Source organism: Haloferax larsenii (assembly GCF_024730625.1).
In the GTDB taxonomy this organism is placed as follows: domain Archaea; phylum Halobacteriota; class Halobacteria; order Halobacteriales; family Haloferacaceae; genus Haloferax; species Haloferax larsenii.
Genome location: NZ_CP078063.1, coordinates 2425614 through 2442660, shown reverse-complemented (window position 1 = coordinate 2442660; position 17047 = coordinate 2425614). Strand labels below are relative to the sequence as shown.

Genomic DNA, 17047 nt, shown 5'->3' with positions numbered 1-17047 from the left:
ATGTACTCTCTCGATCAGATTCGGAACGGTCTCTCTTCGCCGGCACTCCTCTTGCGAGAGCTCAATCGCCTCTACTACACCCGCTTCGACACACACTCGTACAACCCGAATGGAATCGACCTGATGGACGAAGACTGGGACGTATTGCAGATTCTTGATGCGTGCCGGTACGACATGTTCGCCGAGCAATCGACGCTTCCCGGTGAGCTAGAGTCACGAATTTCCCGAGGGTCGAACACGATGGAGTTCCTCCACGCGAACTTCGACGACCGGGAGATGCACGATACGGTCTATGTGACGGCCAATCCCCAGTTCCGGCGACACGAGGACGAAATCGACGCCGAGTTCCACGCTGTTATCGACGTTTGGCTCGACGAGGGCTGGGACGAGACCTACAACACCGTGATGCCCGAGACGACTGCACAGTACGCGATGGAGGCTGCCGAGGAGTACCCCGAAAAACGAATCCTCGTCCACTATCTCCAACCACATTACCCCTTTATCGACCCTGAGTCGACGTTCGACAAGAAACACATCCACGAGACTGATGACGACACCATCGACTTCTGGCACGAGATCATGTTTGGGCGTCTCGACATCGGTGCGGACGACGTGTGGCCGCTCTACCGAAAGACGCTCGACGAGTCGTTCCCGCACGTACAGGAGGTTATGGAGACAGTAGGTGGCCGACACGTCGTTACTGCAGACCACGGAAACATGGTCGGTGAACCGGCCCGTCCTGTTCCAGTCCGCGAATGGGGCCATCCTCAGAGTATCTACACCGAAGAACTGGTCAAAGTTCCGTGGCTCGTATTCGACAACGGTGGTCGGCGAACGGTGAGAGCCGAAGAGCCACACTCGGAGACCGAGGGTGTCGACGACGACGTCGTGAGTTCGAGACTCAAACACCTAGGATATACAGAGTGAGTGTCCGGAACAACGTCTTTATCAGACCACTACTGCTCAACCCCGATAAGAAAAATATAATCCGCACCAACAAACCATGACCTCTCTCAAAAATACTACCCTCAGACTGCTTTCGAAAGTAGGGGCTGGGACGACGGCCCTCAGATTGTACGACTCGTTCACTGATTACACAGGGACAGTCGATGAATCGATTAGTTCGTTTGACGAAGACACTGGCGAGAATGGCTACGTCGTATTCCCACTCATACCAGGATACCGAACGTTCTGTCTCCGTTATTCGATTCTGGCAGATGCGTTCCGTCGGAGAGGATACTCACCGATCCTACTCGTTGACGACGTAACTGACGTGCCCGTCGAACGTGCCGTTGACGACGACCGCACGATTTCTGTTCAAACGTCGTATTTTGAAAAGCGTATCCCCGAGAAGTTCGGTCTCGAAGTGACTGGAATTTCTGAATACTTATCTTCGACAGAAGTGGATATCAACGAGTCAAGTGAAATCATCGAAAGGTACTCCATCGACACTTTCGCTAAAGGGTCAACCCGGCGTAGACTCAAAAGATATTCACTCGACTTAGACGAGACAGAGGTTGTTCGTGAATATGAAAGATTCCTCTCACTAGGTATCTTATTAGCACGTTCGGTAGAGCAACTACTCTCTGTTCACAATACGGAGCTCGTTGTCGTCCACGAGCCGTATTATATCCAGGGAGGGGTACCAATGTCTGTCGCGCGAGCTAAGGGAGTGCGTTCGTATAGTCAAGGATTCGGGTTCAGGAATGGAACGTTAATTTTTGGTGGCCAATCTGAACGCTCTTCACTCCCACACTTCACGAGTGAAAGTGTAGTTCGCAGCCAGATCGACACAGCTCTGTCGAGTGAAGAGGCGTCTCGGGTTGACGAGATAATGTACGGAAGAGAGTCTGGTCAGGAGATGTCTATCGATTATTCTTCTCATACGAACCAAACCGCGGCATCTGACGGTGTTGTCTCCGTCGGGATGTTTACGAATCTCCTTTGGGACGCGTCTCTTGAACCGGAATATGCGCTCTATTCGGACGTTTTCGAGTGGGTATCAGATACAATTACTGCCTTCGAGGACATCCCGGACGCCGAATTAATCATCAAAACCCACCCTGCCGAATCGAAGCGCGGAACGAGAGAAAGCGTCACAAGCCGTATCAGAGAAGATTTCTCCCCCCTCCCGGACAACGTCAAACTCCTTCATCCAGACACGGATGTTGATACGTATGCACTGATAGACTCTCTGGATGCATCTGTCGTTTATAATTCCACGGTTGGATTGGAGTCTGCATACCGAGGTCTGCCAGTCATCGTCGCCGGTGAGACACACTACAGAGGGTTCGGGTTTACTATCGACCCAGAGACAAAACAGGAATATCTGGCGCTCTTGAATGACGTGAGCCAAATCGAGCCACCGGAGGAAACAGAAACATTAGCCCAACGGTATGCCCACCTGCTGATGGCGAAGCGGCATACCCCATTCCCATATTTCGTCCTCGACGTTGCCCAGGAACAGGAGTTCAAGAAAATAACTGCTGCTGATACCAAACCTGGATCTGAGCCAATTGAGACACTTGTCACGTCGATGCTAAATGGTGATGAAGTGGTACACCCCTCGACTTGACCATTTACGGTAATACAGCGCAGCAGAGACCAACTACTCTGATAACCCAGCAATCAGACCATTGGCTACGTCGTGGATGCTGCTTTGGGGTAAGTCTGCGTACATCGGAAGTGCGAGAACACGACGTGAGGCTTTCTCGGTTTTATCGAGACTGTCCCCGATGTGCTTCTCGGTATTGTATGCCTCAGTCGCGTGTACCCCTGGCATCCAGTATATTTTACATGAAATATCCCGTTCCGATAGTTCCGAGATGACCGAACGTCGTTGTTCCTCGGTGTCGAACTCGACCGTGAACAGCTGATAGACGTGTGTGTCGGCATCGAGTGCAGTATGTGGCTCGACACCACTGACGTCGCGTAGTAGTCGTCGGTAGGTTTCTGCAACCTTTCGCCGCCCATCAATGAGATCGTCTACCTTCTCTAGTTGGGAACATCCCAATGCGGCGACGATGTCTGGCATCCGGTAATTCGACCCAACGCGTTCGTATTGTCCACTATCTACCGAGTCGAAGTAATTTGACGACGTTCGTCCATGGCTTCGATACGCCGCGATAGACCTTGCTAACTCGTCGTTGTCGGTGATGACCGCACCTCCCTCGCCAGTTGGTAGAATCTTGTTCTGACAGAAACTGAGTGCTGCAACGTCACCAATCGTTCCGACGAGTTCGCCGTCAGCAGTTGCGCCGAATGCCTCGGCGGCGTCTTCGATTAGGTAGAGGTCGTGTTCGTCAGCAACCGCTGCCAGTTCGTGGATTCGGCACGGTGCACCGTACACGTGGACGGGAACGATGGCTGCGGTATCCTCTGTAATCGCGTTTCGGACGGAATTGGGGTCTAGGCCATAAGTGTCTGGTTCGATATCGGCGAATATCGGAGTTGCACCGACCATTCGGACCGTGTTCGCCGTGGCGATGAACGTAAACGACGGTACGATGACTTCGTCACCCTCACCGATACCACACGCTCGCAACGCACATTCGAGAGCAGTCGTTCCTGAGTTCACCGTGAGTGCGTGGTCAACCTCGAAGTAGGACTCTAATCCTTCTTCGAACGAATCGACGTACGGGCCTTTCGCCCAGTAGCTCCCACGAGACACCGACGAGACGACGTTGGCGACATCCGATTCGTCCCACGGTATCTCGAACAGCGGTATTCCGTCGCTCATTGTTCTTTTTGTGCCGGGACGACCCCTGCAGAGTCTATCATTTCGATGAGTTCCGACGAAGACAGACGCTCACCGCTTGCGGAGGTGTACTCTCCGTCGAGACTGTGATCACCTCCCTGCGTGGTATCGTATGGCCCCATGTCGATATCTGGGTGGATGACGAACATATCCTCGAGCTCTTCGGTGTTCGGTAGCTCGTCTTCCGAGATGAGTTTCTCGTGCATCCGCTCTCCGGGGCGGGCACCGATGAGTTCGACGTCGATATCCGCTGGTTCGTATCCGAATTCTGGTGCGTATCGTTCGATCATCGCATCTGCGAGCGTCCCTACGTCGAACGTTGGCATCTTGAGAACGAACACCTCACCGCCGGTCATACGACCGTTCGTACTCAATACGAGGTCGACGGCGTTGCCGATGGGCATGACAAACCGCGTCATCTCCGGATTGGTGACTGTAACCGGCCCGCCGTTCTTTATCTGTTCGTAGAAGACAGGAACGACAGACCCACTCGAACCGAGAACGTTCCCGAACCGTGCACAACTGAAGGACGTCTCTCTTTCGCCTTTATACGTGTTTGCGGCGATTACGAGACGCTCGGAGAGTAGTTTCGTCGCACCCATGACTGAAGCAGGGTTCGAAGCTTTGTCCGTGCTGATGGCGACAAACGACTCGACTTCTTCTTCGAGCGCTGCTCTGATGAGGTTCTGCGTGCCAACGACGTTCGTCTGTACTGTTTCGAACGGATTGTATTCGTTGAGCTCGACGTGCTTGAGTGCTGCTGCGTGGAAGACGACGTCGACATTCTCGAGTGCGAGGCGAAGTCGCTCTCGGTCACGAACGTCTCCGAGAAGACACCGAAGTCGTTCGTCGCCGATTTCGTGTTGTAATCTGAAGAGGCTCTTTTCGTCGTTGTCGAAGACGCGGACCGTCTCTGCACCTTTATCCAGAGCTCGAGAGACGATTTGTGACCCGATAGAGCCACACCCTCCCGTCACGAGGACCTGTTTTCCAGAGAGCATAGTCATACCCGCGTCTCCCACGCCATCGGTACTAATCTTTTTGATGCCACGGATCGCCGAGGGGCAGAAATATAACGTCCCGTTGTACAGTTCGAGTATGGAAATCGGTGAGTCTGTTATCGACTCAGATACGACGTATTTCATCGCCGAGGCGGGCGTAAACCACAACGGCGACATGGAGTTGGCTCGCAAACTTATCGACGCAGCTGTCGATGCCGGTGCAGATGCGGTGAAGTTTCAGACCTTTCGGGCCGACCGTCTCGTGACGAAGTCGGCAACGAAAGCAGACTATCAAACAGAACAGACTGATGTAGAGGAATCCCAGTACGACATGCTCCAGCGGTACGAATTATCGAAGGCAGACCACGAGGAACTCATGTCGTACGCGGACGAGCAGGGAATTACATTTCTCTCGACACCATTTGATGAACAGAGCGCAGATTTACTCGACCAGTACGATCTCCCAGCAATCAAACTCGGGTCGGGGGAACTTGATAATATTCCGTTGCTTCAGCACGTCGCTAAGCTGGGGCGGCCGATGATAGTCAGCACCGGGATGAGTACACTCGACGAAGTGAAACGAGCAGACCGAGCGATTCGGAACGTAAACCCGGAGGTTCCAGTCGCCTTTATGCACTGCGTGTCGTCGTATCCGACAGACCCGTCAGATGTCAACCTCCGAGCGATGGACGTCATGAAAGGAGTCGTTTCTGGTCCAGTTGGGTACTCAGACCATACGACCGAACCAGAAACCCCAGCACTTGCAGTTACTGCCGGAGCACAGGTTGTCGAAAAGCACTTTACGCTCGACAAGACCATGGAAGGACCAGATCACGCGGCATCTCTCGAACCAGACGAGTTGGAGCGTGCAGTCGATTTGGTTCGACACGCGACAACTGTCCGGGGGGACCCACAGAAGCAGCCCACGTCTGACGAGGACAACAAGACCACGATTCGAAAGAGCCTCCACGCGGCCGTGGACATCGACGCTGGAGAAGTGCTGACAGAGGACCACATCAAAATCGTTCGTCCTGCAGACGGTCTCTCACCAAGTGAACTCGACACTGTTCTGGGGAGAAAACTCTCTGTGAACGTAGACGAAGACGAACCGATTGTCGAGTCTGCATTCGGTGGCGCTCATGAGTGATAGAACCGTCCTCGTTATCGGTGCACACCCCGACGATGAAGTTCTCGGTGCTGGAGGGACGATGGCGAAACACGCGGCAGCGGGCGACGAAGTTCACGTGCTCATCGTCACTGAAGGTACGACGCAACAGTATGATGACGATTCGATAATCGAACAGAAACGCGAGGAGGCTCGGGAATGCGCGGACACGCTCGGAATCGGAGCGGTTCACTTCGGGGACTTACCAGACATGCGCCTCGACGACGTTCCACACGTCGAAACCAACGCCGTAATCGAATCAGTTGTCTCCGACCACTCTCCAGATGTTGTCTATACGCACTCGCCACACGAAGTGAATCTCGATCATAAAGCGGTGTACGACTCGACACTCGTTGCGACGCGACCTGCAACCGGCGTCGAGCGTGTACTCGCGTACGAGACTCCATCTTCAACGGGGTGGACCGGCGGCGCGACATCGCAGTTCGGTGCAGACGTTTACGTGGACATCACAGGGTACGTCGATACCAAAGTCGAGGCGTTCAACGCGTATGAATCCGAAACGAGACAGTTCCCGCACCCCCGTTCAGGTAAGTCACTCTCGGCGCGTGCGACAGCCCGCGGCAGCGAAGCTGGATTTGCGGCAGCGGAGGCCTTTTCCCTCGTTTACGAGCGGGTGAGTGAGATATGAGCGACCGAACGATTGGTGTCGTCACTGGTACGCGGGCGGAGTACGGGCTACTCAAATCGTCGATGGAAGCCATCCGAGACCATCCCGAACTCGATCTCACAGTGTACGTTACTGGGATGCACTTGTCTCCACAATACGGGAACACCCGAGACGATATCGTTGCGGACGGGTTCGAGGACATAGTCGACGTTCACATGCTCCTCGACGGCGATTCCGAGCTGAGCATGGTGAAGTCACTCGGTGTCGGCATCTCGTCGTTCGCCGACGCTTTCGGTCGAGACGACCCCGATATTGTGGTCGTACTCGGTGACCGTGACGAGGCACTAGCGGCAGGCATGACGGCAGCGCACATGAACATCCCTGTCGCCCATATTCATGGAGGGGACACCACTGGTGGTGCGATTATCGACGACAGCATCCGGCACGCACTCACCAAGTTCGCACACATTCACTTTCCGGTTTCTCCGTTGAGTGAACAGCGAATTCTCGAACTCGGCGAAGAGCCGTGGCGTACGATGGTCGTGGGAGCCCCCGGCTTGGACGACATTCTCGCTGGAGAATACAACGACCCAGACGATGTGCTCAAGCGTCACGATATCTCAACTGAAGGGCGTCCGCTCGCACTCGTCGTTCAACATCCTGTGACGACTGCACCTGGGTTGGCGGGTGAACAGATGCGCACGACGCTTGATTCGATTGCAGCGTCCGACGTTCATCCGGTTATTATCTACCCTAATTCTGACGCCGGTGGAAAGCTCATCATCGACGAAATCGATTCCCACCCTGTTGGAGAGCGTGCAACCGTGTTTCGGAGCCTTCCGCGCTCAGATTATCTGGGACTCATGGCAGCAGCAGACGTCATGGTTGGGAACTCAAGCAGCGGAATCATCGAAGCGCCATCGTTTGACTTACCTGTCGTCAACATCGGCCCACGCCAAGACGAACGAGAGCGTTCGGAAAACACGCTCGACGTTCCGCACGAGGCGACAGCTATCAGTGACGCTATCGAAACTGCACTCACTGACGACTTCCGGGAACGAGTCGCTGCAGCGTCGAACCCGTACGACCACGGTGGCGCGGCACAGAACATCTGTGACCGGTTAGCAACTATAGATTTGGGCGAAGAGGTACTTCGAAAGCGGCTGACGTACTGATAATGGCGTACTGATAACTACGAAGTTTCATTAGCGACACACGCAAGCGTGCATCCATGCGCGCGGTTTTCGTTACTCACAACGACATTGGTCGAACGTGTCTCGAAGAATTAATCCAGTGTGGTGCAGACGTGCCCGCAGTCTACACACAACCAAAAAAGAAGTCTCTCTCTGACCAAATCTCTCTCGACTCGTTCTGTGCGAAACACGACATCGAACTTCACCGGACCGGCTCGGTAAACGACCCCAAGACGCGAGAACAAATCGAGTCGTACGACCCCGAGTATCTGTTTGTGATCGGTTGGTCACGTCTCGTGAACGAGGATGTGTTGAACATCCCTTCGGTGACGGCACTCGGGATGCACCCTGCGCCACTCCCTCGTGGTCGTGGACGTGCACCGATTGCATGGAGTCTCATCAAGGGGCTCGACACTACTGCGATGTCATTCTTCCACCTCGTTGAAGAGGCCGACGCTGGCGACCTCGTCGCACAGCACGAGATTCCGATAGAAGTCGAAGACGACGCCGCATCACTCTACGAGAAGGTCCGGGTCGCGGCAAGAGACCTCATTCGTGCTACCTACGACGACTTGAAATCACACGACGTTCCCCGAATCGAGCAAGACGACTCAAAGGCGACGTGGTGGCCGAAGAGAGTACCTCGACATGGACTTGTCGACTGGACGAAAACTCCTGAAGAACTGTACGACTGGATTCGAGGGCAGAGTCACCCGTACCCCGGTGCGTTCTCGTATCTCGACGGGACTAAGGTACGCTTGTGGAGTGCCCGCCCGCCTTCCGACGACACGGTGTTCGCCGCTCCTGGTGAGATTCTCGGTGTGACTGGCAATGGCGTCGAGATAGCGGCGTGGGAGGGTTCGATTGTCGTCGACCGTATTCAGGTGGGCGACGACGAGGAGACTACTGGTGCGGCGCTGCTTGACTCGTACGAGTTCGAAGTCGGACAACGATTCGAAAACGCCCGAGACGTACTCGTCGACTAACCTAGTCTGACTCGTACGACGAAATCGTTCCCGACGATGCGCCGCTCTCTACGTCGTCTTCGTGGGTGATGTCGACTTCGACGTAGTAGCGTTCCCCATCTACTTCGACTCGCGCGTTGTTGAACGGTGGATAGGTGAGTGCACGGAGTACGTCGAGCAGTTCTCTGACCGTGTATTCTTCATCTGCATCAAGTTTGCACAGGTCTTCGAAGTCCGACTTCTTGTGCATCGACGAATCCGTGTCCTCCTGTGGCACTGGTTCTATCTCACCCGATTCAATCTCCGGCCACGTTTCGGCGAACAACTCAACCGCCGCAGTTTCAAGGCGCTCGTACACGTCTCTGCCGTTGTCGTCGAAACGGGCCTCCACCTCCCGAGTTGCGAGAATTGCCCCGGTGTCGATACCAGCGTCCATCTGGTGAATCGAGACGCCGGCAGGATGGCCTTCGACGATGCTCCAGACGTTTGGATTGAAGCCGCGCCCCTCAGGTAGGTGACCGGGGTGTACGTTGATGAATCCGTGCTTGGGAATTTCGAGGACCGATTCTGGGACAATATGGCGATATCCAACGGCCACGGCGATGTCTGGCTGGAGTTCCTCGACGAGTTGCAACTGGTCTTCCGTCGTAATCATCGCCTGTACGTTGACTCCGTCGCGTTCGCAGAGCCACTCGTATATCTCGAGTCCCATATTGTTGGTCCCGAGAAAGAGAACGTCCATACACGATGTAATTCGACGAACTGGTATTATTTTGGTGGTTTTGAGGAGTGAAGAGCTGAACAAAACAACTTACATGATGTCCCTGTATACTCCATTTAATGGATACGATACTGTTTACGGGTCTGGGTTCTATCGGGTCGCGTCATCTCAGATTACTTCGTGAACGGGAACCAGACGCTGATATCCACGCGTATCGGAGCCATGAGTCAGCACCATCGTACGAAGGGGTCACCGAGCACTATTCGCTCTCTGACGCCCTCTCTGTGTCACCGGATATTGCATTTATCACTAACCCCACGTCGATGCACGTTGAGACCGCCATTGAGTGTGCAAAGGTCGGTGCAGACTTGTTTATCGAAAAACCATTATCTGACTCCCTTCGTCGAGTTGACGAACTCAAACGAACCTGTGAAGCGAACGATGTTCTGACTTACATCGGTTGCCAGTTTCGGTTCAACCCCATCTTGAACAGAGTCAAGACAATTCTCAAACGCGGAGAATATGGCTCCGTCAGATCGTACCGTGCATATAGTGGTTCATACCTTCCGGACTGGCGACCCAACAAGGATTATCGAGAGACGTACAGTGCAAAACGAGAACTTGGTGGAGGTGTCGCCCTTGATCTCATACACGAGATTGACTATACGTATTGGCTATTTGGACCACCGTCACACACTGTACATCTCTCCGGCCAAGCGAGTGACCTCGAAATTAACGTCGAAGATTACGTCGAACTTTCCCTCAAAACCGAGGACGGTGTTATCGGTCAAATCCACTTGGATTACTATAGGCGGACACCCAGACGGACGCTTGAAATCTCAGGTTCGGAAGGGGTCCTAACCGCGGATTTAATCTCTCAGGACCTGCGAATCGAGACGCCCGAGTCAACTGTGCGGGAGACGTTCGAGTACGAACGAGACGATATGTTCCGCGCACAACTTGACCACTTCTTCGATCATATCGACCGAGATGTTCCGTTTCAAAACGACATATCGGAGGCAGAAGAGGTATTGCAGATTGCACTGAATCTTCAGGACGACTACGAATGAACCTTGGCGATTCTGTTCTCGTAACGGTCTGTGCACGCGGTGGATCGAAGGGAGTCCCGAACAAGAACGTCCGACGCATCGCGGGCGAACCGCTCATCGCACATACGTTGCGGCAGGCGAAGTCGTGGGACCGGATGACTGACTTGGTCGTTTCGACGGACGACGACGAAATTGCATCGGTCGCTCGCGAATGTGGTGCAGCGGTTCCGTTCAGACGACCAGATCATCTCGCTTCGGACGTGGCTGCGAAGCTACCAGTCATCCAACATGCGACGAGACAGATGGAAGATGAGACCGGACAGGTGTACGACTACGTCGTCGACCTCGATGCGACCGCCCCAATTCGACTCGTCGAGGATATTGAGAACTGCTTCAGAAAAGTCGCAGAGACAGAGGCAAACAACGCGTACACGGTCACCGAGGCCGACAAGAATCCCTATTTCAACATGGTTGAACTTGACGACCGTGGATATGCTCACCTCTCTAAGGAACTCCCCGACGAGGTCGTGCGGCGTCAAGACGCGCCATCAGTATATGAAATGAACGCATCGGTCTACACGTACGAGCGTGACTATTTGAGTGGGGCAACATCGCATCACTCCGAGAAGACGGCTATTTCGACCATGCCGCCGGAGCGTTCTATCGACATCGACCGTGATATCGACTTAGCGTTCGTCTCATTTTTGATGGAAGAGTGGGGGGTGAACTATGACTGATTGCTTAGGACTGTCTGACCACGTCTCGGTTGTTACCGGTGGGGCGGGCCTCATCGGCAGTTCGATTTCACGTGGTCTCGCCGACTGCGGTGCGACGGTGGTGATTGCTGATCCGAGCGATGCTGGTTCCGAATTAGCCGACCAACTAGGCGACCATGTACACCATATCGACACCGATGTAACCGACCCAAACGCAGTCGAACTGCTGTTCGAAACCACAGTTAAGGAGTTTGGTAGGATAGACTCGTTGGTAAACGCTGCGTACCCCCGAAACGATCAATACGGTGCTAAATTTGAGGATGTCACGTTCGAGGGATGGAACGAGAACGTTTCGCTCCACCTCGGGAGTTACTTCTACACGTCGAAATGTGCCGCTCTCAAGATGCAATCTCAACCAGAGGGTGGGAGTATCGTGAACTTCGGTTCGATATACGGCATTGAAGCTCCTGATTTCACCGTCTACGACGGAACTTCGATGACGAGCCCGGTAGAGTATTCCGCTATCAAAGCCGGTGTTATCAATCTCACTAGATACCTCGCGTCGTATCTCGGATCGGACGGAGTTCGTGCGAATACGATTAGCCCAGGTGGAGTATTCGATGACCAAAACGAACAGTTTGTGAGACAGTACGAAGATCAGACACCGATGGGGAGAATGGCGATGCCAGAAGACATTGTCGGTCCTGTTTTGTTCCTCGTATCCGACCTATCAACGTTTGTTACGGGTCAAGATATTGCCGTTGACGGTGGATGGACGATTTCGTAACTTAATTCTTTTTTGCGGTCCTTAGGACGTAATCCTACTGGGAAGATTGTCTATGATGGTCTTTCGGAACTGAGATGAGAGTATGAATACCGAAGTCGTGTAAATCGCTGCACCGACGAATACGAGTGGGATTACGGCGAACAAACTCTTTCCAAAAACGGTCACTCCGGCGAATACTGTCCCTGCCATTATGGCAGCAGAGACAACCTGTCTTCCAACCTCGACGAGTGGGAACTCGAATTCGACGTATTGAGAGAGTGCTTTGTATCCAATCGCGGCTGCGACCCCTGACGACAATGCAGTTGCGACTGCTGCACCAATCCACCCGTACTGCCAGATAAACACGACGTTGAGACCCACGTTGAGAGCAACGAAGGTCGTCGTTATACGGAACGTGACGTCAGGTCTATTCAGTGCGTCGATAGCATTGGTGAACTGCATTTCGTACGCGTAGAGTAGTCTCGCACCGATGAGGATGAGCAAGACTGTGTAGCCTTTGACGAACTCTTGTCCGTAAATCGAGAGCACAGTATCTCCGACGATGGCGGCACCAGCTAAGCCGGGAATAAGAAAGAGCCCAGCGTACGCGAGTGCTGCTTCCACGAGTTCACCCACTCTCTCGGTTTCTCCTTGACTCGACAGCGAACTCATCTCCGGGAACAACGTTCGACTGATCGAGGCACCAAATATTGCAAATAGGGAGGCGACATTCCACGCGATTTCGTACACACCGATGAATCCCTTCGCAACGAAAAACCCGAGGACAATCGTGTCCATGGACGTGAACGTCCTGCCTTTGATCGCACCGACCCAAGCGTATCGTGCGTACGAGAGGAGGTCAACAATATGCTCCTTCGTCGGCCGAGCTGCTTCAAATTTGACGAACCACGTCCCGACGACGACAGTGACCACGCCCGCGATAAGATATCCCCATAGGAGGCCGACGAGGCTTAGCCCGAGTGTAATCGCGATGATTTGCGCACCACTCCGCACTGTGAGGTCAAGCGGATCGAGCAAACTCGAGATGTGTACCTTTTGCTGGCCATCGAGGACGGTCACGACGAACACGTAGCACGTCCGGAGGAACAGCATCCCAATAAAGAAGGGGAGAACGTCCACTCCGAGGTACGAGTGCAACTGTCCCCGAAACGCGATCGCGAGGCCGATAAACAAGACAAGAACAGACGCTTGAAGAACCAAGCCGGACGTGAGATACCCTCCCTTAGTACGAGCCTCGCTAACTCGCTTCTTGATTGCAATGGGGATTCCTGCGCTCCCACCGATGACGACCCACGCCAGAACCGAGAGGATAAGAACGTACGTCCCCAGAACCTCACTCCCGAGTTCGCGGGCGATGTACCAGTTCGCGGCGAACCCCGCGACAGACATGAGGAGCTTGGCACCGAGGTTGATGACCGCAGTCTGTCCACGTTTCATGAGCGCTGGAAGTTACTCGGCATTTACCCCCCACTCGCTAATGCACTTCGGTCTCCGTCCCGCTAAACTGAAACTATTTTACCCTCGGCCGGATGCCTCACGAACGATGCCCAACCCAGACTCCGTCTGCGTCCTCGTCCCAACCTACGATGAGGCCGAGACGATTGCCGATGTCGTCGCCGACTACAGGGAGGAAGGCTTTACGAATATCCTCGTCATCGACGGCGGCTCGACAGACGGCACGCGCGAACTCGCCAAGGAGGCGGGCGCGCACGTGGTCATGCAGTCCGGGTCTGGGAAGGGTCAAGCGGTCAGGGAGGCTGTCGAAGAGCACATCGTCGCGGAGTACGTCCTGATGCTCGACGGCGACGGGACCTACCTCGCGAAGGACGCCGAGAAGATGCTCGCCCCGCTCGACGAGGGGTTCGAACACGTCATCGGCGACCGATTCGCCGACATGCGCGAGGGGGCGATGACCTCGTTGAACAAGGTTGGAAACCGAATCATCAACCGAGCGTTCGCCTACATCCACGGCACGGACTACGAAGACATTCTCAGTGGGTATCGGGCATTCACACGTGAATCGTTCCTCGAAATGACACTCACGTCCGACGGGTTCGGCATCGAGACGGAGATGGCAGTCGAGTGTGCGAAACGCGGCATCAAGACCACCGTGGTCCCGACGACGTACCTCCCGCGACCGGACGGGTCGGACACCAACCTCCATCCTGTTCGGGACGGCGGTATCATCTTCCTCGAACTCTACCGTCGGGCGAAGACGAACAATCCCCTGTTCTACTTCGGGAGCGTCGGGTTGGCGTCGACGGCGACCGGTCTCGGACTCGCGGCGTACGTCGCCTACGAGTGGATCGTTCGAACCGTCTCACACGAAGTCATCGCCGTCGTCTCGGCGGCAGGTATCCTCTTCGGCGTGCAACTGCTGATGTTCGGGGTGCTCTCGGACCTCATTCTCTCGTTGCACCGCGAGCAGATGAAGCGAATCGAGGAGTCAGAGTAGGGTTCGTCGTCGCCGGTCGTTCCGCCGGCGTCGAAACGCGAGCGTTAGAACGGAACGAGAGCACGGAGCCGGCCGAGGAGGCTCGTCGAGGCCTTCGCACGGAACTCTTCGAAGACAGGGTGGAGCACGTCGAGCAACTCCCGACGCGACTCGAACGTGGTTCGCCCGGTGGCTTCGAGTGCCTCGTCGATAGAGACGGTGTTTCCGGCAGCGTCTATCGGAACGTCGACGTGGCCGAGCGCACGCGCAATCGTCTGCGCGTCCGCCGGAAAGTCGATGTCCGCCTCGTCGACGTCGTCGGCCAGTGCGGCGATACCGAACTCAATCGTGTCCGGTTCCGACGTGTTGTCTTGCGGCGGTCTAGCAGCCATCGCGTCGGAGTACGGAACCCCCCTTGAAAAATCCCCGACCGTTGGGGTTAACCCTCGTCAGGGCTTCCAATCTGCTATGACGGAGTACACGACGGTCTCGATTCCGAAGGAACTGGCCGCTCGCGTCGACGACACCATCGAGGGGACGACGTTCTCCAGTACGAGTGACCTGGTTCGGTTCCTCCTTCGCAGTATCGTCATCCAACACGAGCGGTCCGACGGCGAACTCTCCGAGTCGGAGTTTCAAGAGATTGCAGAGCAGTTGACGGACCTCGGATACCTTCGGTAGTTGCGAGCGGCGGTTTCGTGTGTCAAGTCACACGAGTTCTGCTGTCGAGTCACGCGAGTTCTTCTGTCGGTGGTTCCGCGTCGAGAATCGTGAGTTCGAGCGTTCGCCCGGCGCGGTCGAAGGCACCGAACGTCTCGTCTTCCCACGGGGGGACGGCGAGCAAGACGACCGCGGCGAGGTCGTCGCGTTCGGTGAGTTCGAACGGCCCCTGTGGGTGAGTCAGGAACCGGGCGCGTCCTCGGCCTGCGGGAGTCCCGAGGTCCATCCCGAAGACGGCGCTGACCGACCCGCCTGCCTCGGACATGTAGAAGTGCGTGAGGACCGGTGTCTCCGGGTCGATACCGAGGTCGGCATCGAATTCACCGGCGGGCGTCGGCGCGAGAACGACGTTTACGTCGTTGGGTTCAGCCGTCTCCGCCATCTCCAAGAGCACGTCGACGAGACCGCGAGTGACGTAGACTTGGCGGTCCACCGTCTCGGTCTCTGAGTCGGACGAGTCGCTTCCGACGTCGGTGGTCGGGGATGCGCCTCTGTGGTCGCCATTCTGGACGTTCCCGTGGTCGCCGCCGTTTTCGACGCTCCCGTGGTCGCCGCCGTTTTGCACGCGCACGTCGTCAGACTCGGACATCAGTTCGTGAGCATCGACTTGAACGCCCGAGCGTACGCACCGGGGAGATTCTTCCGCGCGTTCAGCAGCGCCTCACGAAGCGCATCGCCAGCACCGTCTGTCACCCCAGCACCGTGTCCGACGAGGAGGCGCTCGGGGTCGAATCCGGTGAGTGTCTGGCGTGGTGGGAACGGGCGGAGCATCGGGTGGACACCCAGTCGCTCTCCGGGGGCGCAGAAGTAGCCGACGCTTCCCACGGTCTCAGGAACGACGAGCGTCCGCAACTCGTCGTGGTAGAAGCCGACTTCCTGCCACGGCGGGAACGTCCGGTCGACGATACGGAACGTCTTGAACCCCGAGTCTGCGAGCGTCCCCCCGAATCGTTCGACGTCGGCGTCGAGTTTGTCCGCGACGCCCGTCATCCACGAGGCCACGTAGACCGGGACTTCGTGGCGGTTCGCGATGGCGGCGGCATCGCGTTTGTGCCTGTCGAGTCCGACGACGACGCCCGCGACGTCGCCGAATTCTGCCAGGAGGTCGTCGACGCCGGGCGCATCGACGGGGTCGAATACCCACACGTCACCGTCGTCGACGCGAACCGCGTGGCTGGCGCGTTGCATCTTCTCGTCGGGATACGCGAGCCATCCGACGCCGTCCTCCCAACGGTCGATTTCGCGGAGCTGTGCCGTTCCGCGACCTTTCATCGGCATGACCGTAATAACGGGTGGACGCCGCATAAGCCCTCGCCATGCAGCGTTCTCACCCGGTTTCGGCTGTCAGTTGTAGATGAGACGTCGCAGAGCTGTTGGCAACTCGGACCGGTGTCGTGGGTAGCGGGGAAACGAGAAACGAGAACCCACTGCCGGTGTCGAATCGGGATACCCAGAGATGGTCCGCACTCAGAGGTTGTCCGTGTCGATATCGACGCCCGGTGGAGAGACGATGAGGAACTTCCGGAAGTGCATGAGCTGGCCGCCCATGTCCTTGACCTCGCGTGCGAAACTGGAGGCGAGCTTGTTCAGGTCGCCCTCGATGGCGAGCACGAGGGTGTTCCCGCGTGCGATGGATTCGACCCACTCTTCCGGTGGCGTCGACCCGTCGAGCACGCCAAGCACTACGTCACCCTCGGCGTCGTCACCGTCGAGGTGTTCTTCGGCCGTCTGTAAGTTGAGGTTGAAATCGCCCATACCCCCTGCGTGGGCAACAGACGAGAAAAGCGTTCGGTCGCGTCGGACAGTTCACGACCGCTGATTGACTTCACACTGACAATTCTCTGGCGGCGACGTGATTCACAATCGTCCACTTGGTGGCGCGCGTGATGGGGCCGAACTATTATTTCTAAA

19 protein-coding genes are annotated in these 17047 nt (G+C 55.8%); 11 read left to right on the top strand and 8 right to left on the bottom strand.

Going from position 1 to position 17047, the window contains the following annotated elements:
• A complete protein-coding gene (locus KU306_RS12770; protein WP_258302158.1) occupies positions 1 to 927 on the top strand; it encodes an alkaline phosphatase family protein in 927 nt (308 codons plus the stop codon).
• Positions 928 to 1003: 76 nt separating this feature from the next.
• Positions 1004 to 2575: a capsular polysaccharide export protein, LipB/KpsS family gene (locus tag KU306_RS12765; protein WP_258302157.1), complete on the top strand. Its 1572-nt coding sequence runs from the start codon at positions 1004 to 1006 to the stop codon at positions 2573 to 2575.
• Between the two features lie 33 nt (positions 2576 to 2608).
• On the opposite strand, the gene KU306_RS12760 is transcribed toward KU306_RS12765, so the two are convergent.
• Both KU306_RS12760 and KU306_RS12755 read right to left on the bottom strand, forming a co-directional pair.
• Entirely contained in the window at positions 2609 to 3739 is a 1131-nt protein-coding gene (locus tag KU306_RS12760) for a DegT/DnrJ/EryC1/StrS family aminotransferase (RefSeq protein ID WP_258302156.1), read from the bottom strand.
• Positions 3736 to 4764 carry a polysaccharide biosynthesis protein gene (locus KU306_RS12755; RefSeq protein WP_258302155.1) on the bottom strand — a complete coding sequence of 343 codons (1029 nt, stop codon included), beginning with the start codon at positions 4762 to 4764 and terminating at the stop codon, positions 3736 to 3738. The genes KU306_RS12760 and KU306_RS12755 overlap by 4 nt, the downstream gene beginning before the upstream one ends.
• A gap of 91 nt (positions 4765 to 4855) precedes the next feature.
• Here KU306_RS12755 and neuB point away from each other — a divergent pair, with 91 nt between their 5' ends.
• From neuB to KU306_RS12735, 4 genes are read left to right on the top strand one after another with little or no spacing between them, the layout of a single operon-like run.
• Entirely contained in the window at positions 4856 to 5905 is a 1050-nt protein-coding gene (gene neuB / locus KU306_RS12750; protein ID WP_258302154.1) for an N-acetylneuraminate synthase, read from the top strand.
• Complete coding sequence (locus tag KU306_RS12745; protein WP_258302153.1) at positions 5898 to 6572, top strand: PIG-L deacetylase family protein; 675 nt, start codon at positions 5898 to 5900, stop codon at positions 6570 to 6572. Before neuB ends, KU306_RS12745 begins: the two co-directional genes overlap by 8 nt.
• Positions 6569 to 7726, top strand: coding sequence for a UDP-N-acetylglucosamine 2-epimerase (neuC, locus tag KU306_RS12740; protein ID WP_258302152.1), 1158 nt, complete (start codon positions 6569 to 6571; stop codon positions 7724 to 7726). Before KU306_RS12745 ends, neuC begins: the two co-directional genes overlap by 4 nt.
• Positions 7727 to 7782: 56 nt before the next feature.
• Positions 7783 to 8730, top strand: coding sequence for a methionyl-tRNA formyltransferase (locus KU306_RS12735; RefSeq protein WP_258302151.1), 948 nt, complete (start codon positions 7783 to 7785; stop codon positions 8728 to 8730).
• Between the two features lies 1 nt (position 8731).
• Here the strand turns inward: KU306_RS12735 and KU306_RS12730 are convergent, their stop codons facing one another.
• Positions 8732 to 9451 (bottom strand): methionyl-tRNA formyltransferase, encoded by a 720-nt coding sequence (locus tag KU306_RS12730; protein ID WP_258302150.1) that lies wholly within the window; start codon positions 9449 to 9451, stop codon positions 8732 to 8734.
• Positions 9452 to 9549: 98 nt separating this feature from the next.
• Between KU306_RS12730 and KU306_RS12725 the strand changes: the two genes are divergently transcribed.
• From KU306_RS12725 to KU306_RS12715, 3 genes are read left to right on the top strand one after another with little or no spacing between them, the layout of a single operon-like run.
• Positions 9550 to 10500: a Gfo/Idh/MocA family protein gene (locus KU306_RS12725; RefSeq protein WP_258302149.1), complete on the top strand. Its 951-nt coding sequence runs from the start codon at positions 9550 to 9552 to the stop codon at positions 10498 to 10500.
• Complete coding sequence (locus KU306_RS12720; protein WP_258302148.1) at positions 10497 to 11216, top strand: acylneuraminate cytidylyltransferase family protein; 720 nt, start codon at positions 10497 to 10499, stop codon at positions 11214 to 11216. The genes KU306_RS12725 and KU306_RS12720 overlap by 4 nt, the downstream gene beginning before the upstream one ends.
• Positions 11209 to 11982, top strand: a complete 774-nt coding sequence (locus KU306_RS12715; protein WP_258302147.1) for an oxidoreductase — start codon at positions 11209 to 11211, stop codon at positions 11980 to 11982. The genes KU306_RS12720 and KU306_RS12715 overlap by 8 nt, the downstream gene beginning before the upstream one ends.
• A gap of 21 nt (positions 11983 to 12003) precedes the next feature.
• Here KU306_RS12715 and KU306_RS12710 read toward each other — a convergent pair whose 3' ends face one another.
• Positions 12004 to 13419 (bottom strand): oligosaccharide flippase family protein, encoded by a 1416-nt coding sequence (locus tag KU306_RS12710; RefSeq protein WP_258302146.1) that lies wholly within the window; start codon positions 13417 to 13419, stop codon positions 12004 to 12006.
• A 106-nt stretch (positions 13420 to 13525) separates the two neighbouring features.
• Here KU306_RS12710 and aglJ point away from each other — a divergent pair, with 106 nt between their 5' ends.
• Positions 13526 to 14437 (top strand): S-layer glycoprotein N-glycosyltransferase AglJ, encoded by a 912-nt coding sequence (gene aglJ, locus KU306_RS12705; protein WP_258302145.1) that lies wholly within the window; start codon positions 13526 to 13528, stop codon positions 14435 to 14437.
• A gap of 44 nt (positions 14438 to 14481) precedes the next feature.
• On the opposite strand, the gene KU306_RS12700 is transcribed toward aglJ, so the two are convergent.
• Positions 14482 to 14808, bottom strand: coding sequence for a hypothetical protein (locus KU306_RS12700; RefSeq protein ID WP_007540225.1), 327 nt, complete (start codon positions 14806 to 14808; stop codon positions 14482 to 14484).
• A gap of 76 nt (positions 14809 to 14884) precedes the next feature.
• On the opposite strand from KU306_RS12700, the gene KU306_RS12695 reads away from it, so the two are divergent.
• Positions 14885 to 15097, top strand: a complete 213-nt coding sequence (locus KU306_RS12695; RefSeq protein WP_074792596.1) for a ribbon-helix-helix domain-containing protein — start codon at positions 14885 to 14887, stop codon at positions 15095 to 15097.
• Positions 15098 to 15146: 49 nt separating this feature from the next.
• On the opposite strand, the gene KU306_RS12690 is transcribed toward KU306_RS12695, so the two are convergent.
• The 3 genes from KU306_RS12690 to KU306_RS12680 all read right to left on the bottom strand — a co-directional run bounded on the left by KU306_RS12690 (position 15147) and on the right by KU306_RS12680 (position 16891).
• Complete coding sequence (locus KU306_RS12690; protein WP_258302144.1) at positions 15147 to 15725, bottom strand: JAB/MPN domain protein-containing protein; 579 nt, start codon at positions 15723 to 15725, stop codon at positions 15147 to 15149.
• Positions 15725 to 16414: an MBL fold metallo-hydrolase gene (locus tag KU306_RS12685; protein ID WP_007540219.1), complete on the bottom strand. Its 690-nt coding sequence runs from the start codon at positions 16412 to 16414 to the stop codon at positions 15725 to 15727. The genes KU306_RS12690 and KU306_RS12685 overlap by 1 nt, the downstream gene beginning before the upstream one ends.
• Before the next feature lie 189 nt (positions 16415 to 16603).
• Complete coding sequence (locus KU306_RS12680) at positions 16604 to 16891, bottom strand: DUF5779 family protein (protein ID WP_007540217.1); 288 nt, start codon at positions 16889 to 16891, stop codon at positions 16604 to 16606.
• Positions 16892 to 17047 lie beyond the last annotated feature (156 nt).